Origin of the sequence: Novosphingobium sp. Chol11, assembly GCF_900218065.1 — a bacterium.
GTDB lineage: Bacteria > Pseudomonadota > Alphaproteobacteria > Sphingomonadales > Sphingomonadaceae > Sphingobium > Sphingobium agri.
Genome location: NZ_OBMU01000001.1, coordinates 647,461 through 669,010, shown reverse-complemented (window position 1 = coordinate 669,010; position 21,550 = coordinate 647,461). Strand labels below are relative to the sequence as shown.

The 21,550-nt window shown below is 63.9% G+C and carries 18 protein-coding genes and 1 riboswitch; of the genes, 1 reads left to right on the top strand and 17 read right to left on the bottom strand.

The features are described 5' to 3' along the window. The first annotated feature begins 39 nt into the window (after nucleotides 1-39). Nucleotides 40-2,013, top strand: coding sequence for an ATP-binding protein (locus NCHOL11_RS03335; RefSeq protein WP_441339486.1), 1,974 nt, complete (start codon nucleotides 40-42; stop codon nucleotides 2,011-2,013). On the opposite strand, the gene NCHOL11_RS03330 is transcribed toward NCHOL11_RS03335, so the two are convergent. The 17 genes from NCHOL11_RS03330 to NCHOL11_RS03250 form a co-directional block, all read right to left on the bottom strand. Further along, nucleotides 1,970-2,845 (bottom strand): hypothetical protein, encoded by an 876-nt coding sequence (locus tag NCHOL11_RS03330; protein ID WP_097092693.1) that lies wholly within the window; start codon nucleotides 2,843-2,845, stop codon nucleotides 1,970-1,972. The two genes, NCHOL11_RS03335 and NCHOL11_RS03330, sit on opposite strands and share 44 nt — an antisense overlap. 47 nt (nucleotides 2,846-2,892) lie before the next feature. After that, nucleotides 2,893-3,537, bottom strand: coding sequence for a DUF938 domain-containing protein (locus tag NCHOL11_RS03325; protein WP_097091061.1), 645 nt, complete (start codon nucleotides 3,535-3,537; stop codon nucleotides 2,893-2,895). Continuing rightward, a complete protein-coding gene (gene gcvPB, locus NCHOL11_RS03320) occupies nucleotides 3,534-5,105 on the bottom strand; it encodes an aminomethyl-transferring glycine dehydrogenase subunit GcvPB (protein ID WP_097091060.1) in 1,572 nt (523 codons plus the stop codon). Before gcvPB ends, NCHOL11_RS03325 begins: the two co-directional genes overlap by 4 nt. After that, the gene (gene gcvPA, locus NCHOL11_RS03315; protein ID WP_097091059.1) at nucleotides 5,102-6,460 is read right to left on the bottom strand and encodes an aminomethyl-transferring glycine dehydrogenase subunit GcvPA; all 1,359 of its coding nucleotides are present in this window, start codon (nucleotides 6,458-6,460) and stop codon (nucleotides 5,102-5,104) included. The genes gcvPB and gcvPA overlap by 4 nt, the downstream gene beginning before the upstream one ends. 135 nt (nucleotides 6,461-6,595) lie before the next feature. Then, on the bottom strand, nucleotides 6,596-6,967 hold the full coding sequence (gcvH, locus tag NCHOL11_RS03310; RefSeq protein ID WP_097091058.1) for a glycine cleavage system protein GcvH: 372 nt from the start codon (nucleotides 6,965-6,967) through the stop codon (nucleotides 6,596-6,598). A 46-nt stretch (nucleotides 6,968-7,013) separates the two neighbouring features. Next, nucleotides 7,014-8,165: a glycine cleavage system aminomethyltransferase GcvT gene (gcvT, locus tag NCHOL11_RS03305; RefSeq protein ID WP_097091057.1), complete on the bottom strand. Its 1,152-nt coding sequence runs from the start codon at nucleotides 8,163-8,165 to the stop codon at nucleotides 7,014-7,016. A 175-nt stretch (nucleotides 8,166-8,340) separates the two neighbouring features. Then, a riboswitch (glycine riboswitch) is annotated at nucleotides 8,341-8,440 on the bottom strand. Nucleotides 8,441-8,507: 67 nt separating this feature from the next. Beyond that, complete coding sequence (locus NCHOL11_RS03300) at nucleotides 8,508-8,801, bottom strand: hypothetical protein (RefSeq protein ID WP_097091056.1); 294 nt, start codon at nucleotides 8,799-8,801, stop codon at nucleotides 8,508-8,510. A gap of 44 nt (nucleotides 8,802-8,845) precedes the next feature. Continuing rightward, complete coding sequence (locus NCHOL11_RS03295) at nucleotides 8,846-10,003, bottom strand: deoxyguanosinetriphosphate triphosphohydrolase (RefSeq protein ID WP_097091055.1); 1,158 nt, start codon at nucleotides 10,001-10,003, stop codon at nucleotides 8,846-8,848. A gap of 10 nt (nucleotides 10,004-10,013) precedes the next feature. Then, the gene (locus NCHOL11_RS03290; protein ID WP_097091054.1) at nucleotides 10,014-11,735 is read right to left on the bottom strand and encodes an SPOR domain-containing protein; all 1,722 of its coding nucleotides are present in this window, start codon (nucleotides 11,733-11,735) and stop codon (nucleotides 10,014-10,016) included. Nucleotides 11,736-11,854: 119 nt separating this feature from the next. After that, nucleotides 11,855-13,315 (bottom strand): cell division protein FtsZ, encoded by a 1,461-nt coding sequence (gene ftsZ, locus NCHOL11_RS03285; RefSeq protein WP_097091053.1) that lies wholly within the window; start codon nucleotides 13,313-13,315, stop codon nucleotides 11,855-11,857. A gap of 110 nt (nucleotides 13,316-13,425) precedes the next feature. After that, the gene (gene ftsA / locus NCHOL11_RS03280) at nucleotides 13,426-14,712 is read right to left on the bottom strand and encodes a cell division protein FtsA (protein ID WP_097091052.1); all 1,287 of its coding nucleotides are present in this window, start codon (nucleotides 14,710-14,712) and stop codon (nucleotides 13,426-13,428) included. Between the two features lie 5 nt (nucleotides 14,713-14,717). Beyond that, entirely contained in the window at nucleotides 14,718-15,656 is a 939-nt protein-coding gene (locus tag NCHOL11_RS03275; RefSeq protein ID WP_097091051.1) for a cell division protein FtsQ/DivIB, read from the bottom strand. Next, nucleotides 15,649-16,608, bottom strand: a complete 960-nt coding sequence (locus tag NCHOL11_RS03270) for a D-alanine--D-alanine ligase (RefSeq protein ID WP_097091050.1) — start codon at nucleotides 16,606-16,608, stop codon at nucleotides 15,649-15,651. Before NCHOL11_RS03270 ends, NCHOL11_RS03275 begins: the two co-directional genes overlap by 8 nt. Nucleotides 16,609-16,708: 100 nt before the next feature. After that, entirely contained in the window at nucleotides 16,709-17,626 is a 918-nt protein-coding gene (murB, locus tag NCHOL11_RS03265; RefSeq protein WP_176502169.1) for a UDP-N-acetylmuramate dehydrogenase, read from the bottom strand. Between the two features lie 25 nt (nucleotides 17,627-17,651). Further along, nucleotides 17,652-19,073: a UDP-N-acetylmuramate--L-alanine ligase gene (gene murC / locus NCHOL11_RS03260; RefSeq protein WP_097091049.1), complete on the bottom strand. Its 1,422-nt coding sequence runs from the start codon at nucleotides 19,071-19,073 to the stop codon at nucleotides 17,652-17,654. A 109-nt stretch (nucleotides 19,074-19,182) separates the two neighbouring features. Then, the gene (gene murG / locus NCHOL11_RS03255; protein ID WP_097091048.1) at nucleotides 19,183-20,349 is read right to left on the bottom strand and encodes an undecaprenyldiphospho-muramoylpentapeptide beta-N-acetylglucosaminyltransferase; all 1,167 of its coding nucleotides are present in this window, start codon (nucleotides 20,347-20,349) and stop codon (nucleotides 19,183-19,185) included. After that, entirely contained in the window at nucleotides 20,346-21,548 is a 1,203-nt protein-coding gene (locus tag NCHOL11_RS03250) for an FtsW/RodA/SpoVE family cell cycle protein (RefSeq protein ID WP_097091047.1), read from the bottom strand. Before NCHOL11_RS03250 ends, murG begins: the two co-directional genes overlap by 4 nt. Nucleotides 21,549-21,550 lie beyond the last annotated feature (2 nt).

Below are 21,550 nucleotides of genomic sequence, written 5' to 3'. Positions count from 1 at the left end.
TTCGTCTAAGATCAGGGGTTGATGGCAGACAGCTATTACATGGACGACCAGGAGTCTGGCTGGCGGGCTGCGGTGCGACGCTCCCTTCCGCTGGTCCTCGTGATATTGCTGATAGGGTCCTTGGGAACCCTGCTCTACAGCGCCAGCAGCGCGTCGCGCGATCATGAGCGGGCGCTGCAGGAACAACGCCGCAGCTTCGAGATCATCGCGCTCGCCCGTGCGTTCGAGGCCAAGACTGCGCGCGCAGAGGTGACCTTGGCGCGCTATGTCATCAGCCTGGACCCCGACGTAGGCCGCCTTTTCCAGGATCAGTGGCGCACCGCGTCCAGTCAGCTCAAGCTGCTGAACTACGCCACGCGCCGGTCCGGTTGGCAGCGCGCCAATGTGCGGGAATTGCAGGACGCCTTTCAACAGCGGGGCAAGACGCTGAGCGAAATCGGGCTGCGCACCACTTATGACCAGAAGATGGCGGCATTGGCGCAGTTTCACCGTGCGGGCCGATCGGAAGATCTGAAGCATATCACGGCCTTGCTTGACCGGGTGATCCAGGCGGAAAATGCCCGGCTGCAGGAGCGGAGCCTGGCCGTGAAGCTGGCGGGCAACCGGACGCAATTTGTCGATCGTACGTCCCGGCTGTTCGGACTGGTGCTGCTGGTCTGCGTGCTCTTCGCGCTGTGGGTCGCGAATGCTGCCTATAGCGAGCGGCGCATGGCGCGGCGCATGGCCGAATCGGAGGCGGAGCGGGCCGACCGGTTGGAAGAAGCCGTGGCGGCGCGAACGGCCGAACTGTCGGATGCTTACGAGCAGTTGAAGAAGGAAACGTCGGAGCGCGCTGCCGCAGAGGAAAATCTCCGCCAGATGCAGAAGATGGACGCCGTCGGACAGTTGACTGGCGGCATTGCCCATGACTTCAACAATATGCTGGCGGTGGTGGTCGGCGGATTGGAACTGGCCAAGCGCAGGCTGCGCCTCAAGCCGCAGGAGGCGGCGCGCCATCTGGACAATGCGATGGAAGGGGCGAACCGTGCCGCCGCCCTCACCCGCCGCCTGCTTGCCTTTGCCCGATCAGAGCCGCTGCTGCCGAGCGCGGTCGATCTCGACATGCTGGTCGGCGGCATGGGCGAGCTTATCGACCGGTCGATCGGCGATCAGATCATCGTGTCGATCGACAGGCAGGCGAAGGGCTGGCGCATTTTCGTTGATCAGCATCAGATGGAAAATGCCGTGCTCAACCTGTGCGTCAACGCGCGTGACGCCATGGAGGGTCGAGGGCGGCTGCTCATCCGGACCGGACAAGCGCATCTGGCGAGCCACGAAATCGGCGAATGTGCCGAGGGCGATTATGTCACGCTGAGCGTTAAGGACGATGGCTGCGGCATGAGCCCGGATGTGTTGGCACGTGTGTTCGAACCCTTCTTCACCACCAAGCCGGTTGGCAAGGGAACGGGCCTGGGGCTGAGCCAGATTTTCGGCTTCGTCCGGCAGAGCCAAGGCGAAATCCGTATCGAATCCGAGCCGGGCGAAGGGACCAGCGTGCACATCTACCTGCCACGGAAGATTGGCATGGAGAAAGCCGCCGACGCTGAACAGTCGTTGCCAGAGGGTGAGCCGGTATTGCATCCGCCCGCCCGCATCCTGGTCGTGGAAGATGATCCGCGTGTCCTGAACCAGACCATGTCCGCACTTGCGGAACTGGGCCATCTGCCCGTTGCCTGCGACCACCCGTCAAAGGCAGCGAAGCTGTTGACCAGCCATGGTGACATCGGCCTGATCATGAGCGACGTGTTGATGCCCGACATGACGGGTCCGGAAATGATCCGCACCCTGCCCCCGGCATTTGCCAGCCTGCCCGTGCTGTTCGTCACCGGCTATGCGGGCGACATCGCCGAAGGTACGGACTTTGGCGGGCATGAGGTGCTGCGCAAGCCCTATACTCTGATGGGTCTGTCGCACGCGCTCTCCAACGCGCTCAGCGGATCGCACCACCCCGGAACAGCCGCGGCAGCAGAGTAAGCGCGCCGACAAGCGGCCAGCGCCGCTGCCAGGGCTTGATCTGGATGCTTGTGCCTGCGTGACGGTTGATCTTCCACGCCAGATAATCGATGCCGCCCGCATAGGTGAAGCTGGCTTTGGCGAGGCGAATGACGGAGAGATATTTGCCGCGCCTTTGCAGAGCGCGCCAATGCTTGGCCGGATCTGGCGGTGAAGGCGGCAAGCCTTGAGCTAGGGCGGCCTCTCCGAAGCGACGATAGCGATCGGGATCGGCATCGACGATCGAAACCGAACGTCCCTTCTTCTCCGCCCGCAGTTCGGCATTATAGGTGAGGGTGAAACCCGCCTTCCAAAGCGACAGCGCGTCCTGCGCCTGGGTCATCGGACGAGCAAGCGACAAGAGCGTAGGGGCGGCGCCCGCGACCGCGCTGATCGCGCGCTGGCGGGCGAGATCGTCTGCGGCCCAGAGCAATCGCGCAGGCTGCGCAAAGCGGGCCCAGACCGAGACATTGTCGGCGGCAGGGCTGTTCAGGCGCGCGAAGTCAGCCTCCGAGAGTATGGCATATTTGGCGATCAGGCCATTATGTTCGAACGGAAAGACATTGGGCGGGATCAGCCGGTTGGCGGTGGCAAGCCAGCTTTTTCCGTAAGCGGCGCGATAGCCGGACACGATGAGGTAGAAGTCGAGCATCAGCCCATCGAGATTCCGCTCCCGCAGACAGGAGCCATAGAACAGCACCGCCCGCGCCGCTTCTGGATATTGCGCGGCCAGCGCCCCGGCCATCGCCGCCGCGCGCGGGTCGGCGGATGCTGTGAGTTCGGCTGTGACAAGGCGGAGGAGCGGGTTGGGCATCACGTTCGCCATATCCGGTCCGGCGGAACTTGTCGAAGGGTCAGCCATCAAAGGCCGTCAGGCGCCACCTTTCGGAACAGCAGCGACAGATTATTGGCGGGCATTTCGATCAGCCTGTCCAGCGAGAAGCCTCGCGCCTCGGCGGCAGCCGAAACCTCCTCGATGCGGCGCAAGCCCCATTGTGGGTCGCGCGCCTTGAGCGAAGCATCGAAGGCGAGATTGCTAGGCGCGGTTTCCACCTCGTCCCGGATGAAGGGGCCGTAAAGGTAGAGGAGACCGCCTGCGGGAAGCGTTTTCCCGGCACCTTCCATCAGGCCGAGCGTCGCGGACCAGGGGCTGATGTGCGTCATGTTGATGCAGAGGATAGCGTCGGCCCTGTTGACCGGCCAGGGAGCAGCTGCATCGAGCATGACCGGCGGGAGGAGATTGGGAAGCTTGGCCTCCACCCGCCATGCGTCGATCGATGCCAGCGCCGAAGGGTCAGGGTCGCTGGGCTGCCAATTGAGGTGAGACAAAGCGGCGGCGAAGTAAGCGGCATGCTCACCGCTGCCGCTCGCCACCTCCAGCACAAGTCCGGAAGATGGCAGCGCGTCACGGAGTACCGCGAGGATGGCGTCGCGGTTCCGCAGCGTTGCGGGGGCGTGAAGCTTGTTGCTCGCCGCCCCCGCGTCGCCCGGAACCCAGACGCTCACTCCGCCGCCTGCGCCAGCGCCGGATCTGTCCAGCTGAGGACCGGCTTGCGGGCGGCCAGCGTTTCATCGAGACGGCGGCGAGGGGCGAAATAGGGCGCGCCCTTCAACGCTTCGTCCCCGGCCTTGGCGCGTTCCGCGAGGCTGCGTAGCGCCATGATGAACTGGTCGAGCGCTGCCTTGCTTTCCGTTTCGGTGGGTTCGACCAGCATTGCACCGTGAACGACCAGCGGGAAATACATGGTCATCGGATGGAAGCCCTCGTCGATCAGCCCCTTGGCGATGTCGAGCGTGGTGAAGCCTTCGGCCAGGCCCTTGTCGCTGAACAGCGCCTCATGCATGCAGGGGCCGCTGTGGCCGAACGGGGCATCCAGCACATCGTCCAGACTGCGCAGAATGTAATTGGCGTTCAGCACCGCGTCGCTCGCCACTTGACGCAGGCCGTCCGCGCCATGGCTGAGGATGTAGGTCAGCGCGCGCGTGAACATGCCCATCTGGCCATGGAAGGCGACCATGCGGCCGAAGCTGCTGGCATGATGTTCGTCCGCCGTTTCTTCCTCGACCAGCACGAAGCTGTCGCCTTGACGCTCCACGAAGGGCAGCGGCGCGAAAGGAGTGAGCGCTTGGCTGAGCACCACCGGCCCGGAGCCGGGACCACCGCCGCCATGGGGCGTCGAGAAGGTCTTGTGCAGGTTGATGTGCATCGCGTCGACGCCGAGGTCGCCGGGGCGGACTCGGCCTACGATGGCGTTGAAGTTCGCGCCGTCGCAATAGACGAAGGCTCCGGCGGCATGCACCGCGTCGGAAATCGTCTTCATGTCACGCTCAAACAGGCCGCAGGTGTTGGGGTTGGTGATCATCACCGCCGCGACGTCCGGGCCGAGCCGGGCCTTCAAGGCTTGCAGATCGACGCGGCCGTCCGGGGTCGCCGGAATATCCTCGACCTTATAGCCGCAGAAGGCCGCCGTGGCGGGGTTGGTGCCGTGCGCGCTTTCGGGCACGAGAATGACGCTCCGCGCGTCGCCCCTGGCTTCCAGTGCGGCGCGGATCGCGAGCAAGCCGCACAGCTCGCCATGCGCGCCCGCCTTGGGGCTCATCGCGACCGAGTGCATGCCGGTCAGCTTGACCAGCCATTCGGCAAGCTCATGGATCACCGCGAGCACACCCTGCACCGTCGATTGCGGCGCGAGCGGGTGGAGGTCAGCGAAGCCGGGCATCCGCGCGACCTTCTCGTTGAGGCGCGGGTTATGCTTCATCGTGCAACTGCCGAGCGGGAACAGGCCAAGGTCAATGGCGTAATTCTGGCGGCTGAGACGGGTGTAATGGCGCACCGTCTCCTGCTCGGACAAGCCGGGCAAGCCGATCCCGTCAGTGCGAGCAAGGTTGCCGAGGCGGCTTTCCACCTTGGGCGCTTCTGCGAAATCGACGCCGGTGGTATCGGGGGAGCCAATCTCGAAGATCAGCGCCTCCTCCAACATCAACGCGCGGTTGCCGGTGGCGGTTGCAGCAATCCCAGCTTCTTGGGTCACTGCTTGCGGCGCGGTGGGGCGGCCTTCCTTGAGCATGGTCATGCCAATTCCTCCTCAAGCGCCCTTGCCAGGGCTTCGATATCTTCGGCGGTCACTGTTTCGGTGACGGCCACGACGAGGCCGTTGCCGATCCCGGGAGCATCCGGGAACAGGCGCCCCAACGACACGCCGCCAAGCACGCCCTTGTCGGCCAGATTGCGCACGGTTTCGCGCGCATCCTTAGCCAGGACCAATGTGAATTCGTTGAAGAAGCTGCCGTTGAGCAGCTCGACGCCGGGCACCTGCGCCAACCGTTCGGCCGCCTGAACGGCAAGGCCATGGTTCAACATCGCCAATTCGCGCAGTCCCTTCTCACCCAGCAGCGTCATGTGGATGCTGAACGCAAGGGCGCAGAGGCCTGAATTGGTGCAGATGTTGGACGTCGCCTTCTCACGCCGGATATGCTGTTCACGGGTGGAGAGGGTCAACACGAAGCCCCGCTTGCCCGCGGCATCCACCGTTTCGCCACACAGGCGGCCGGGCATCTGGCGGACGTATTTCTGCTTGCACGCGAAGAGGCCGAGATAAGGGCCGCCAAATTGCAGGCCGACGCCGATCGACTGACCCTCGCCTACGACGATGTCGGCGCCCATGTGACCCGGCGCCTTGATCGCGCCCAAAGCCACAGGCTCGGTCACGACTGCGACTAGCAACGCGCCCGCTTCATGCGCGGCGTCGGCAAGTGGGGTGAGATCGGCTATGCGGCCCAGAATGTCTGGATATTGGACGACGACGCAGCTCGTATCCTTGTCGATCCCGGCAATCAGCGCGTCGATGTCGGTCGCGGCGTCCAATGTCGGCGCCTCATGCACGAGCGCATCACCGGTGAACTTCGCCATGGTCTTTGCGACCGAGACATAGTGGGGGTGAAGGCCCGATGACAGGATCGCCTTGCCACGCTTGGTGATGCGGCGAGCCATGCCGATCGCTTCCCAGCAGGCGGTGGAGCCATCATACATGGACGCATTGGCCACGTCGCAGCCGAGCAGGCGCGCGACCTGCGTCTGAAATTCGAAAAGCACCTGCAACGTGCCTTGCGCGATTTCCGGCTGATAGGGGGTGTACGCCGTCAGGAACTCGCCGCGCTGGATCAGATGATCCACGCTGGCGGGAACATGGTGACGATAGGCCCCGGCGCCGAGGAAGAAGGGCGCTTCCCCTGCCGACAAATTCTTCCGGGCCAACGCCGCCATGTGCCGTTCGACGGACAGTTCGCTGGCATGATCCGGCAAGCCGGGGATCTTGCCGGAAAGACGGGCTTCAGCGGGGACGTCGATGAACAGGTCATCGATCGAAGACGCGCCGATGACGGACAGCATGTCCTGCCGGTCTGAGTCGGTAAGGGGTAGGTAGCGCATATTCCGTAAACTCCGCCCTCCCCCCTTTTGATCTGCCCATCCGCGTGCGGGAGGGGCCGGGGGGACGGTTTGTTGAGGAGACGGCAACACTCGCCCTCCCCCAAACCCCTCCCCCAAGCGGGAGGGGAATATTGCTCAAAGGGAAGCCACGAACTTCTTGTAGGCGGCTTCGTTCATCAGGCCTTCGAGCTCGCTCGCATCCGTCACGCGCAGCTTGAAGAACCAGCCATCTTCTTCCGCATCGCTGTTGACCAGGGCGGGCTCGTCTTCCAGCGCGCCGTTGGTTTCCACGACCTCGCCCGAAATCGGCGCATAGACGTCAGACGCAGCTTTGACCGATTCCACGACGGCCGCATCATCGCCCTTTTCGAAGGTCGTGCCTTCGGCAGGCAACTCCACGAATACGATGTCGCCCAGCTGTTCCTGCGCATAGTCCGTGATGCCGACCGTGGCGATTTCGCCCTCTACGTCGATCCATTCATGTTCGTCGGTGAAGTAACGGCTCATCTTACTGCTCCCCTCGGAGTGCTTGCTTGACCATAAAATCAGGAAATCAGGCCTTGCGGCGGTAGCGGTGTGGCACGAACGGCATGGGCGCTACGGTCGCCGCCACGCGCTTGCCACGCACTTCGATCTCCAATGCGGTGTCGATCGCGCTGTGGGGCAAGCTCACCCAGCCCATGGCGATGGGAGCGCCAACGGTCGGCGCAAAACCACCGGAGGTCACCTCTCCCACCCTGATCCCGTCAGCAAAGATCGGCGCGCCTTCGCGAACCGGCAGGCGACCTTCGATCTTCAATCCCACGCGCTTCGAACCTGGGCCATCGGCCAGTTCCTTCATCACGCGCGCATGGCCGATGAACCCGCCCTCCTCGCGGCGGCGCTTCTGGATGGCGAAGCCAAGATCCGCGCCGATCGTGCTGACGGCGGGTGTCAGGTCGTGGCCGTAGAGCGGAAGCCCGGCCTCAAGCCGCAGGGAATCCCGCGCGCCAAGGCCGATCGGCTTCACTTGCGGCAAAGTGCACAGAGCGTCCGCCAGCAGCGCAGCGCTGTCTGCGGGCACGCTGATCTCAAAGCCGTCCTCCCCCGTGTAGCCCGACCGGCTGATCCACAGTGGGACGCCGCGCCAGGTGAAAAGACCCGACTGCATGAAAACAAGATCGCCTGTTTCGGGGATCAGGCTGGCCAGCGCCTCGCCTGCCTCAGGACCCTGAAGGGCGAGCAGCGCCTGCTCGTCCATATGGTTCATGACGACCTCGTCCGGCAGATGCTCGATCATCCAGCCAATGTCGTCATATTTGGTCGCGCCGTTGACGACCATGTAGATGTCCGCACCGTCGAACGCGCCCGCGCCCAGGCGAGAGACCATGAGGTCGTCCAGAATGCCGCCTTCTTCATCAAGCAGCATCGAATAACGCTGGCGGAAAGGCTTCAGCCCCTTGATATCGCTCGGCAGCAGATATTCCAGCGCTTCGTCCACGCCGTCACCGGAGAAGGTGAGCTGACCCATATGGCTGACATCGAACAGCCCGGCATGCTCGCGGACCCAGCCATGTTCGGCCATGATGCCTTCATATTGGATCGGCATGTGATAGCCCGCAAAGCCGACCATCCGCGCGCCTCGCGCACGATGCCAGGTATCGAGCGGCAGGTCCTGCAGCGGCAATTCTTCTTCGATATGGGCGATGTCGTCATTGCCGGACATGAGAGCGGCCTTTCGTGGCAAGGATATGGCGACAAACGCGTGGGTCCGGAGACGGACTCGTGACGTCTGCCACCCCCTCTGTCACGGAACCTGAGAGCTTTGACCACCAGCCGCGCGGCCGGATGGCTTACCCCTTCGGTGGGACGGCGCGAACCGTCCGCTTTCCAGAGTGCCTGCCCATGATGCGGTCCTTTGGCCTGAGAGATTCCGGGGCGGTTGCTCCTTCGGCGACGGGGTGGCCTGAAAGGCTTCCCATGCTCTCCCGCATCATGTCCGGACCCGAATCTGTCGGGCGCCGGTGACCCCGTTGCATTGCGGGAAATGACGTGCGCCGTCAATTGCTCAATCGGCTGCACCTTCTTCGCGCGCCAACCGTTGCGCCAATGCACGGGTCACCTTGCGCAGCTCGTCGAGACGATTGTCACTTGCCGGGTCGCCCAGGACGAGATGCGCCAGGCTGTCATCGCCTTCGAACAGGCGCAGGAAATGGTCGACGCCGGTGAAATTGGAGTCCGCCACCAGATGGGCGCATAGCTCCACCCTGCCCGACCATTTGCGATCACCCCGGCTGCGCAGAAATGCGGCGAGATCTTCGAGTTGTGCCGCAAGGGCGGCTATCTGCGGATGAAGGGCCATATGGCAAAGGCTAGGGCGCGTTCAGGGCCAGCGCAACCGGCTCTTCAGGCGAGCGCCACTTCTCCGAAAATCTCCGCATGCCGCTTTTCCGCGTAGCGATCAGTCATGCCAGCGATGAAATCGCCGATGTGCCTGCTCCGGCGCGGCTCATCGAGCAGGCGATCATCCTGCCACTCGGCTGGCATCAGCTGCGGCTCCTGTTGATAGGCGCGGAACAGATCCCGCACGATGATGCGGGCGCGGTCGGCGGCGGCCAGTTGGGATGGATGATGATAGAGCGAAGCGTACATGAAGCGCTTCAGTTCACGTTCCTGCGCCGCCAGTTCGGGGGAGAAGCAGACGAGCGCGCGTCCGGCGTTGCGCACATCCTCGACCGTTTCGATGCGTTCGTCCGCGATGTTCCGGCGGGTGGACGCGATGAGGTCATTCGCCATGAGGCCAATCTGTTCACGCACCAACTCGCGCAGCAGGCGTTCCTGCGGAATATCAGGATAGCGCGCACGCACCCTCTCCCAGCAATGCCTGACGACCGCGACCTCCATCAGTTGCTCGAGCGTCAGCAAGCCAGCGCGCAGGCCATCGTCGATGTCGTGATTGTCATAGGCGATATCGTCGGCAATCGCGGCCAACTGCGCCTCCAGCGAGGCGTGGGAGGACAGTTCCAACGGAAATAGCCCATCCACTTCCCGCATTGCCCAACCGGGATAATCGACCGGGCCATTATGCTTGGCGAGCCCTTCCAGCATTTCCCAGCTGAGGTTGAGCCCGGCGAAACAGGGATAGGGCGACTCCAGCAGCATGAGCGTGCGGAGGGTGTGCGCATTGTGGTCGAAACCGCCATGATCCTCCAGGGCCGCTTCCAGCGCCTCCTCACCCGCATGACCGAAGGGAGGATGGCCTATGTCATGGGCAAGGCACAGCGCTTCGGTCAGATCCTCATTGAGGCCGAGGGTGCGCGCCGTTGTCCGGCCGATTTGCGCGACTTCCAGACTGTGGGTCAGGCGGACGCGGAAATGGTCGCCATCCGGGGAAACGAACACCTGCGTCTTGTGCCGCAACCTTCGAAAGGCGATCGAGTGAATGATGCGATCACGATCCCGCTGAAAGATGTCGCGCGGGCCACGCAATTCGCCGCCAGGTTCAGGATGCAGGCGGCCGCGGCTGCGGCTGGGGTGCGAAGCATAAGGGGCAAGGGTCGTCATGGGGACGCCCTTACTTCCCTCCCAGCCGTTCGACCACCTCGCCCGCGTCGCTTTGCCACGCGAAGGCGTCAGCACCGGCGGATTTCAGCTTGGCCTCCACCGCCTTGGCGCGGGTGAAGCTGGCAAATGGGCCGATCAACAGGCGGTTGGTGCGGCCCCAGCTGGCCACCCAGCCATCCTGCGGCTTCACATCATCATATTTGCGGCGAAGGCTCTTGAGCGTGAAGCCAAGGGCGCTGCGATCCGCGCCCGTGCCGATCTGCACCCAGCTGCGTGCCGGATTGGCGGCAAGCCGCGCTTTTTCCTCGGCCGCTTTCTTCGCCTTGGCATCCGCTTCCGCTTTCGCCTTGGCCTTTGCCGCTGCATCAGCCTTTTCCTTGGCTGCGGCGGCCGCCTTCTTCGCCTTGTCCGCTGCCGCCTGCCGCTCCGCACGGCGCGCCGCCTGAAGCGCTTCGACTTCGGAAAGATCGACCGCTGCCACGCTCACCTGGCGTTCCGACGCAGGAACATCGATGGCGTGGATGATGTCGGCCAAAGTCCGTGTCGCTTCCGGATTGGGTTGCGGACGCGGCGCTGGCGCAACAGCGGGCGGTTGTGGCGTTGGCGCGGATGTTGGCGCTGGCGTCGCCGCACTGGGCGGGTTTTGCGGTGCAGGCGAAACAGCCGGGCGAGCGACAGGAGCGGACAACGGCGCAGGCGGCCCCTGCACCTGTGCCGGGCGCGTTTCCGTCGATGTCTGCGCGAAGGTGGATGGCGCAGGATTGGCTGGAACGGGACGGGCAACTGTTGCGGAGGGTTGAGGCGGTGAGGGCGTTGCCGTGAAGGAAGGCCTGCCCGGCTGTTGCGTTGGCGCGCGCGGTACGGGCATCGCTGGTCGCCCGGCAGTGGACGGCACGGCCTGGGCTGGAGCCGGAGTTGACCTTGGCGCCGGTGCAGCCATCGGCGCAGGCGCGGGCGCCGCCTTGGGAGTTGCAGCTGCCAAGGATGTGCCGACGCTGGTCGGGAAATGACCGAAATGCACCGCCGCAGCTTTTTGCGCGGGAGTCAGATAAGGCATCTTCTCCATGTAAGGCGTGAGCGCAGATGCGAGCTGCGCTGGCAAAGTCTGGCTGGCGATCTTTCGCGCATCGGCCTGCTTGTTGTTCATGGCCAGGATGAAAGCGCGATAACGCCATGCAACGCGGTCACTCTTGTAAAGCAGCGGCTGAAGCACCTTCTCGGCCGCATCAACCTGGCCCGAAATACCGAGCGACGCGGCATAGCGGTAGATAAGATCCGGATCTGCCGGAGCACGCTTGAGCGCCGCCTGATAATCCTGCTGCGCTCCGGCCTGATCACCGGTCATGTCGCGCGCAAGCCCTCGATCTCCGAGCAGCGTTGCCTCGCCAAAGCCAAGGCGGGTTGCCTGATCGAACAGGCGAAGCGCTTCGGCAGGGTTCTGCGCCTTGAGCGCTACTCGTCCGAGCCCCGCCTTCACTCGTCCATTATTGGGCTGGATTGCATCGGCGCGCGCGAAGAAGCCTGCGGCGGCCCGGGTGTCATCCATGTCGATCGCCGCCTCACCTGCCCCGATCAGCGCATCAACATCGCGCGGATTGGATGCCAGACGGGACAGGTTGCGGCTGAGATTTTCAGCGCCCGAGGGGCGGAGCGGTTGGATTTGAGCGGGCTGTGCCTGCGCGGTTCCCGCAACAAGCAGGCCGCCAAGGATCCATAAAGCTGAGCGTTTCACACTAGCCCTTTACCGGATCGATGGGTGAATGGGAAATTTATCGAAGTAAAAAGCGCGCCCGGCCGCCCGATGCAGCCGATGGCGCGCTTTCATATCAAATCGAGCTTCGACCCGCCTTCTTACTGGTTGCTCTGGCGGTTGAGGAAGCGCGGGATGTCCGGCGTCGATGCCGCATCATCGCTGAGGCCAGCATTCTTGTCGGAACCCCGGGTAAGACCGGCCATGCGTTCGAACAAAGTCCCGCCCGAAGCGACGCGGGGCGCAGCCTGAGGTGCGGGAGCAGGGGCGGGAGCAGGCTGCGCTTCGGCTTCCTCGGCGCCGAGCAGTAGTTCATCCTGCGACGGGTCTTCATCCGAAAATACGGCGGCTGGCCGCGCAGGCGCGGCAGCAGCAGGCTTGGGAGCAGGAGCAGCCGCCCGCTCTTCGACCGGAGCCGGAATGGGCGCGGGCGCTGGAGCCGCCGGAACATCCAGTTCCAGCGTTTCCGGCTCGGGCTCAGGTGCTGCAGCCGGAGCGGCCTGCGGCACCGGCCGCGAGGCAGCAGCAGGAACAGCGACAGCGGGACGGCTCGCGAAACTGAACGGCTGGGTCAGCGGAGCAGCGGCACCCGTGGCCTCGCTGTCGATGCCAGTCGCTACGACCGAGACGCGGATCTTGCCGTTAAGGCCATCGTTGAAGGCCGAACCCCAGATGATGTTCGCATCCGGGTCGACCAGCTCGCGGATATGGTTCGCGGCTTCGTCGACTTCCATCAGGCGCATGTCGTCGCCACCGACGATGGACACGATGACGCCCTTCGCGCCGCGCATCGACACGCCGTCGAGCAACGGGTTGGCGATCGCCTTTTCCGCCGCCTGAAGCGCGCGGCCGTCGCCTTCGGCTTCGCCCGTGCCCATCATCGCCTTGCCCATCTCGCCCATCACCGAGCGGACGTCCGCGAAGTCGAGGTTGATGAGGCCCGGCATCACCATGAGGTCGGTGATGCCGCGAACGCCCTGCTGTAGCACCTCGTCAGCCATCTGGAAGGCTTCCTTGAAGGTGGTGTTGGGGTTCGCGATCAGGAACAGATTCTGGTTCGGGATGACGATGAGGGTATCGACATGCTTCTGCAGCTCCTCGATCCCGCTCTCCGCCGATTTCATGCGACGATTGCCCTCGAAGGTGAAAGGCTTCGTCACGACGCCGACGGTCAGGATGCCCCGTTCACGCGCAGCCTTCGCAATGACAGGCGCAGCGCCGGTGCCGGTGCCGCCGCCCATGCCAGCGGCGATGAAGCACATATGCGCTCCATTCAGCGCCTCTTCGACCGAGGTGATCGTTTCTTCAGCAGCAGCCTTGCCGATTTCAGGGCGCGAACCAGCACCAAGACCTTCGGTGATTTGCGGCCCGAGCTGAATGCGCCGCTCGGCCGGCGAGGCGTTCAGCGCCTGCGCGTCGGTATTGGCGACGATGAAATCCACGCCCTCAACCGACGCGGCGATCATGTTCGCGATGGCGTTGCCGCCCGCGCCGCCGACGCCGATCACCGCGATGCGAGGCTTCAACTCGTCTACATGCGGCGGGCTGATCTCAATGCTCATAAATTCTAGCTCCCTCCAGCTTCGGCGACATGAGCGAAACTGTCATCGAAAGTTAATGCAACAGAAAATAGCGTATTTCACTAGCAAATTTCGTCTGGCTTTAGATTTGTTCAATAGTTCGTCTTCATCGCCCGCACCATGCGCTGCCACCATTGCGGCGCGTTGACACGATGAACGGTCTGTGGCGCAGGCGCTATCGTTCTAAGATCAACCGGGTTCGATGCGCCGTAAAGCGCTAGTCCGGCGAGCGTAGCGAAAGCGGGGCCGCTATGCGCCTCCGGCAGAGCGGCAAGGCCACGCGGCCTGCCGATGCGGACGGCGCGGCCCAACGCGCCCTGCGCATAATCGGCAATGCCCTTCATCTCCGCGCCGCCGCCGGTCAGCACCACCTGGCGTCCCGTAGGCGTATTGAAGCCCATGCCCGCAAGCGCCGCGTTGATTTCCGTCATCAACTGGTTCAGCCGTTCGCAGATGACGGCGACCAGCGCAGCGCGTGTGATTTTGCCACCGTCAGCGTTCGGCCCTGCGCTCTGTCCCGGCACGGCGACATCGCCATGCGGGGGCGCGATCTCGATCATTTCGCGGAAGTCCCGGCGGTTTTGCATCGCCGACCCGTAGAAGCATTTGATCCGCTCAGCCTGGCTGCGGCGGATGCCGAAGGCCGACGCGATATCGTCCGTGATGTCGGACGCGCCGATAGGTATGCTGTGCAGGCCGACCAGCATGCCGCCCGCGTAGAGGGATACGTTGGTCACGCCCGCGCCAAGTTCCACCAGCGCGACACCCAGATCACGCTCTTCTTCAGAAAGGCAGGCGAGACCCGTCGCGATCGGCGAGGCGACGATCGAATTGACGTTGAGATAGGCTCCCCGCACGCACAGATCGAGATTGGCGAGCGGCGCGCCATCGGCCAGCACAACATGGATATCCACGCCCAGCAAGTCGGCATGCATGCCGAGCGGCTTCTTGACGGGCACCTTGCCATTGATAGTGAAGCAAGTGGGCTGGGCATGCAGCACGACGCGCCCATCGGGATCGATCCCCTGCTGCCCTGTCGCAAGCAGATCGTCGATGTCGGCCTGTTCGACGCGATAGCCGCCCATGTCGCGCTCGACCGTCACCACGTCGCTGACCAGGCTGCCGCCGGAAAAGCTGACCCACACATCCTCGATGTTGGTGCCCGCCACCCGCTCTGCCTGCTCGACGGTTTCGCGCACGGCCAATTCGGTGCGCTCCATATCGGCGATAAAGCCGCGCCGGACACCACGGCTTTCCCGTTGGCCGGTCCCCAATATCGCCAGTTCGCCCGTCTCGGTCCGGCCTGCGATGAGGGCCGAAACCTTCCACGATCCAATGTCGATTGCGGTGACGAGCTTGTCGACCTTGGGCTGGGCCATGCGCGTCAGCCTTCCTCGCCCTGAGGCTCGGCCTCGGCGCTCGCCGCAGCCTTGTCGTTCACCTGATTTTGCGGGAGCCGGAGCACGAAGCGGTCAGGGTCGCGCATGTCGAACTTCACGATGCCGCGCCCGAGCAGGCGGTTGACGCCATCCATGCGCGCGAAATTGACCAGCGCGGTTGCAGAGGCCCTGTCTCCCTCAGGCAGCGAAAGCGTTTCACCCGACTGAAAGCGCAAGTCCCAGCGACGGTTCCCGACCCAGGTCGCACCAGCCAGCATGGGTTTCAGCGCGGGCGCATTTTCCATCAGCTTGTTGAGGCCCGCAGTCTGGCGATTGGCATCGGGGCCGACGACCAGCGGCAGGTCCGGCATCGCGTCGGTGGATACGGACTGAAGCACGACTCCCTGCACGTCGATGAGGTGCAATTGCCCGTCATGCTGCCAGACCGCCACCGGGTCGCGCTCGACGATATCGACCACCAAAGTGTCGGGCAGGCGCCGCGAAATGCGCGCGTCCTTGACCCAGCCGAGCTTCAGCATTTCATCGCGAACCTTGGGCAGGTCGAGCGACAGCATGGAGCGGTCCACCTGGCCGAGCGCGATATTATAGACCGGCAGCTCGTCCATGCGCTCGACGCCGCGCACTTCGACCTTCTGCACCTCGAACCCGGCGCTGGCGGCGACTTCGGCTGCCTTCTGCCCGGCCGTGGCGGGGACGCCCATCAGCATGGCGATGCCACCAAGTGCGATGACGACGATACCGACGATCGCCCAGCTCGCCATGCGCTGAAGCGTGTCGTCGCTGACCGGCAGCGCGTGCAGCATACGGCCGAACCAGGAGCGGCGCTTGCCTGGCTTTCCCCGGCCGGGGCCGGTGCGGCCGCGCGGTCCGGTCGTCCGCGTCAGTCGCGCCGTCCCTCCGCGCCGGATGCGTGCTTCAGCCATGCCCTGCCCCCTTTGCGCCCTGTTTCTGCGTCAGCGCATCCTCGACAATACGCTCGACCAGCTCGGCATAGTCAATGCCCAGTTTCGCCGCCTGCTCGGGCACGAGGCTGAGCGGTGTCATGCCGGGCTGCGTGTTCACCTCCAGCAGGTAGAGTCCATCCACCCCCTGCGTGTCGTCCCAGCGGAAATCGGACCGCGAAGCCCCCTTGCAGCCCAGAAGCTGATGCGCGCGAAGGGCGATGGCCTTGCAGGCTTCACCGATCTCGTTCGGGATTTCGGCCGGGCAGACATGCTCTGTCATGCCGTCCGTATATTTGGCGTCGAAATCATAGAAGCCGCTCTTGGGGCGCAGTTCCGTCACCAGCAGCGCCTCGCCACCCAAAACGGCTGTCGTCAGTTCGCGCCCGCGAATATAGGGTTCGGCAAGCAGCTGATCGAAATGCTGCCAAGGCCCTTCTACGTCACGGCCGATGGGCGAACCATAGTTACCATCCTGAGTGACGATGGCGACGCCGACGGAGCTGCCTTCATTGACGGGTTTCACCACATAGGGGCGCGGCAGGGGATCGGCTTCGAACAGGCTGGCGCTGTCGACGATATGACCGCCGGGCATCGGAATGCCATGAGGCACCAGCGCCTGCTTCGTCAGCTGCTTGTCGATCGCGATGACGGAGGTGGCGAGACCCGAATGGGTGTAAGTGAGCCCCATCAGGTCCATCATGCCTTGAACCGTCCCGTCTTCCCCCGGAACACCATGGAGCGCGTTGAACACGACATCGGCCTTGGCTTCGGCAAGCCGGGCAGCAACGTTGCGATCCATATCGATCCGCGTGACCTTGTGCCCGCGCGATTCCAACGCCTTGGCTACGCCCTCGCCGCTCATCAGCGATACCGGGCGCTCGGCGGACCAGCCTCCCATGAGAACGGCGACATGCCAGGGGCCACGGGTCATTCCATTATCTCCGTCATCCCAGCGGAAGCTGGGATCTGGTTGGTCTTGTAAAGAAAGCGAGAACCCAGCTTTTGCTGAGGTGACATGAGGGTGGAGAGCATCACCTCTTCACTCCCACCCGCTGGATTTCCCATTCAAGTTCGATGCCGCTCTTTGCCTTCACCCGGCGGCGGACTTCCTCACCCAGCGCTTCGATGTCGGCGCTGCTGGCGTCGCCCAGGTTGAGGAGGAAATTGGTATGCTTTTGCGAAACCTGCGCCCCGCCCAGTTGCAGCCCCCGGCAGCCGGCCTCATCGACCAGCGCCCAAGCCTTATGGCCTTCGGGATTCTTGAATGTCGATCCACCGGTCTTGCTGCGGAGCGGCTGGCTTTCCTCGCGCGCCGCGGCGATCCGGTCCATTTCCGTCTGAATCTCGGCAGGCTCGCCGGGAACGCCCCGGAACAAGGCGCTGACCACGACCGCGCCTTCGGGCAGGCTGCTGTGACGGTAAGTATAGCCCAAGGCATCGAGCGGCAGCGTCACCCGATCACCAGAGCGCAGTATGACGTCGCATTCGACCAGAATATCGCATGTCTCGCGCCCATAAGCGCCGCCATTCATCCGCACGAAACCGCCGACCGTGCCCGGGATCGAGCGCAGGAACTCCATCCCTGCGATGCCAGCATCCCGCGCGGTCGAGGAAACCAGGATGCCCGACGCCCCTCCCCCACAGCGGAGCGTAGTGGCGTCGGCTTGCTCGACCTTCGCGAAGGGCTTGCCCAGACGCACGACGACGCCGGGAACGCCGCCGTCCCGCACGATCAGGTTGGAGCCGAGGCCGAGCGCCATCACCGGTATCGCGGGGTCGAGATGCGCCAGAAAATCCGACAGATCTTCTGCATCCTTGGGTTCGAACAGCCATTGCGCCGCACCGCCCGCCTTGAACCAGACGAGCGGAGCCAGCGAAGCGCCAGCCTTCAATGACCCGCGAACCGGAGGAAGGGAGGCCAACGCCGTGGTCACCCCAGCGCTTTCCATGCAGAAGATCGGTCCAACTGCGCCATCATGCCGCTTCTTTGGCTGCGATAGCCGGAGCCAGGCCCGCAGCCCATTTGGTGATATCGCCCGCGCCCAGGCAGATGATCATGTCATCGGCCTGAACATCGCTGGCGATGACGCGGGCAAGATCGTCCGCGCCCTCAACGGTGGCGGCCGAACGATGTCCGCGCCGCTTCAAGCCCGCTACCAGTTCAGCGCTGTCCACGCCCTCGATCGGCTGCTCGCCCGCCGGATAGACCGGGGCGGCATAGACGATGTCGGCATCGTTGAACGCCTGCTGGAACTCGTCCATCAAGTCGCGAAGCCGGGTGTAACGGTGCGGCTGCACCACAGCGATGACGCGGCCCTTGGCTCCCTCGCGCGCGGCCGCCAGCACGGCCTTGATCTCGACCGGGTGGTGGCCATAATCGTCTATCACCGTCGCGACCCCCTGCCCCGCCGGTATCTCCCCAACCTTGGTGAAGCGACGCTTCACGCCCCCGAACTTTGCAAAGCCGGTCTGAATCGTCGCGTCATCGATGCCCATCTGCAATGCCACGCCGATTGCGGCCATGGCGTTCAGCACATTGTGCCGCCCCGGCATCGGCATTTCGATGCCCTCGATGCGGCGGAGAGAACCGTCCCGCTCGCGGATCTGCACATCAAAGCGATTGCCGCCGGGGATCGGCTGAACATTCTCGCCGCGAATGTCCGCCTGCGCCGAAAAGCCATAGGTGACGATGCGCCGGTCCTGCACGCGCGGCAGGATCGCCTGCACTTCCGGATGATCGAGACAGAGCATCGCCGCGCCGTAGAAGGGCACATTTTCGACAAACTCGACAAAGGCGTCCTTCACCTTCTCGAAGCTGCCATAATGGTCGAGATGCTCGGGATCAATGTTGGTGACGACCGCGAGCGTACCGTCGAGGCGCAGGAAGCTGCCGTCGCTCTCGTCTGCCTCGACCACCATCCAGTCGCTTTTGCCGAGGCGCGCGTTCGAGCCATAGCTGTTGATGATGCCGCCATTGATCACAGTCGGATCAACTCCGCCCGCGTCGAGCAAGGCCGCGACCATCGATGTCGTCGTGGTCTTGCCATGGGTCCCTGCGACCGCGACGGTGGATTTGAGACGCATCAGTTCGGCAAGCATTTCCGCGCGGCGGATCACGGGAACGCGGCGTTCCAGCGCCAGATCGACTTCCGGGTTGCCCTTCTTGATCGCGGTGGACGTCACGACCACGGCGGCGTCGCCCAGATTTTCAGCCTTATGGCCGATCATCACGTCGATGCCCTTCTTGCGCAGCCCTTCAACGACATAGCCCTCGGCGACGTCGGAACCCTGAACCTTGTAACCCAGATTGTGCATCACCTCGGCGATGCCGGACATGCCGATGCCGCCAATGCCGATGAAATGGATCGTGCCGATGTCGGTGCCGACACCCTTCATGCGATAGTCTCCAGAATGCGAACAGCACCGCCTCCCGGTCCCTTGGGAGCGACGGCGCGAGAAGGAATGAGATTCCAGCTTTCGCTGGGATGACGTGAGGGGTTCATGTTCATGCAGGAACACCCTGCAAGTTCAAGCTCGTCGGCACCGGACCGACCTTGAGCGGATCGTTCATGATCGGCGCAGTGCCGATGCTTTCGAGCAGGTCGGCCATGTCGCGCGCGGCATTCGGGCGACCGCAGGCTCTGGCGCGCTTGGCGGCGTTCTGAAGCGCGCCGGGCTCCATCGCCATCTTCTGCATCTGCTTGGCGAGTTCGACGGCAGTGAAACGCGACTGCGCTATCGTCCGCGCGCCGCCTGCCTCCGTCATTTCGCGGGCATTGGCCGTCTGGTGATCATCCATAGCGCTCGGCAGCGGGACAAGGATGGCCGGACGGCCCGCACAGGTCAGCTCCGCCAGCGTCGATGCGCCAGCGCGGGCGATCACAAGATGCGACCAGCTCAGCTTTTCCGGCACATCGTTGAAATAGGTCGCGAGGTCAGCGGGTATCTCTAGCTCCGCGTAGAAGCGCCGCACCCGCTCGATATCCTCCGCCCGGCACTGCTGCGTCACCTGCAACCGGCGGCGCAGGCTGAGCGGCAACATGCCAAGGCCATCCGGCACCACGGAAGAAAGGATGCTGGCGCCCTGGCTGCCGCCGATGACGAGCACACGGAAGACGCTTTCATCCGTCAGTGCAGGAAATTCCTCATCCCGCAGCGCCTTGACTTCCTCGCGGACCGGATTGCCGACCAGATGCACCTTGCCCGCATATCTGTCGCGCAGGCGCTCAACCTTCGGATAAGCCGTCGCGATCGCATCGACGCGGCGCGCGAGCAGGCGGTTCACCCGGCCCAGGACTGCGTTCTGCTCATGGATGGCGGTGGGGATGCCATCAGCCAGCGCGCCCAACAGCGCAGGCATCGCGGGATAGCCGCCGAAGCCGACGACAGCGGTGGGGCGAAAGGTTTCGTTGAGGCGACGCGCCATGGCGCGGCCTGCAAGGATGGCTTTCAGCGCGCCCGGCCAGCTTTTCGGGTTCTTCGTCATGCGCCCGGCAGGGAGGACATGGACCTGCGCGCGATCGAAAATGCCCGGGATCTTCGCCCCACGCTCGTCGGTGACCAGCGCGACATGATGGCCGCGCGCCATCAACTCTTCGGCGACGGCATGCGCCGGGATCATGTGACCACCCGTCCCACCCGCGGCCAGGACGAAGTGACGGGAAATGCTCATCGACCACTCCATTTGACGACGGTATGCCGCCCCATGAAGGGATTGCGCCGTGTGAACGCAAGCAGCAGGCCGACCCCGATACAAAGCGCCAGCATAGAGGAGCCGCCATAGCTGATAAAGGGCAGCGTCATGCCCTTCGATGGAAATATCTGGGCATTGACGCCCATGTTGATGATCGCCTGCAACCCGAACTGCGTGGTGAGGCCTGCTGCGGCGAGGATCGTGAAATTATCGTCCTCGTCGAGCATGCGCAGCAGCACGCGGACGATGACCGCCAGATAGACGCAGGCGATGCCGATGCAGGCGAGAAGCCCGAATTCTTCCCCGATTACCGAGAAGATATAGTCCGTGTGCGCTTCGGGCAGGCGGAATTTCTGCTGGCCACCGCCCGGCCCCACGCCGGTGAAGCCCCCATGGGTGATTGTGCGGAAAGCCAGCTCCGTCTGGTCAGGCCCCGTGTCTTGCGCAACGCCGATGCCAAGGAAGTCGTTGATGCGCTGACGGCCGTTTTCGTAGAACATGTACATGGCGACCAGGCCCGCCAGCGCCACCCCGCCCATCACGCCGATGAACCGCATGGACACGCCCGAGAGCAGAAGCAGGCACCCCCAGCAGGCGAGGAAGATCACCGTCTGACCGAAATCCGGCTGCTTCATCAGGATTGCCGCTATCAGCAGCGTCAGGGCGCCCGTCAGCGGGATGACCGGCAAGCTCATGTCCTTGCCGCGCAGAGACAAAAGCCAAGCCATGGTCACGACATAGACCGGCTTCAAAAACTCGGACGGCTGAAAGCGGAAACCGGGCAAGTCGATCCAGCGCCGCGCGCCGTTTACGGTCGATCCCAATATGGGCACGCACAGCAGCATCAAGGCAAAGAAGATCGTCATGAATATGGCGAGCCGGCGCGCCTGTTGCCGGGGCAGCATTGATATGACGAGCATGATGGGCAGGCCGATGAACACCCAGATCAACTGGCGGTAGAAATAGATAAGCGGCGTCACCGACACGCTGCTGGTCGACCGATCGATCGCCGCGACGGGGGACGCCGCCGCGACGGCAACCAAGCCGATCGCCATCAGCGCGACGATCAGCGAGAGGAGGACGCGGTCGATCTCCCAGAACCAGATGGCCAGGGCCGTACGCTCGCGCGGAACGGTGCGGTTCTTGAACCCCTTCACCAGTTCGCCTGCCCTGAACATTT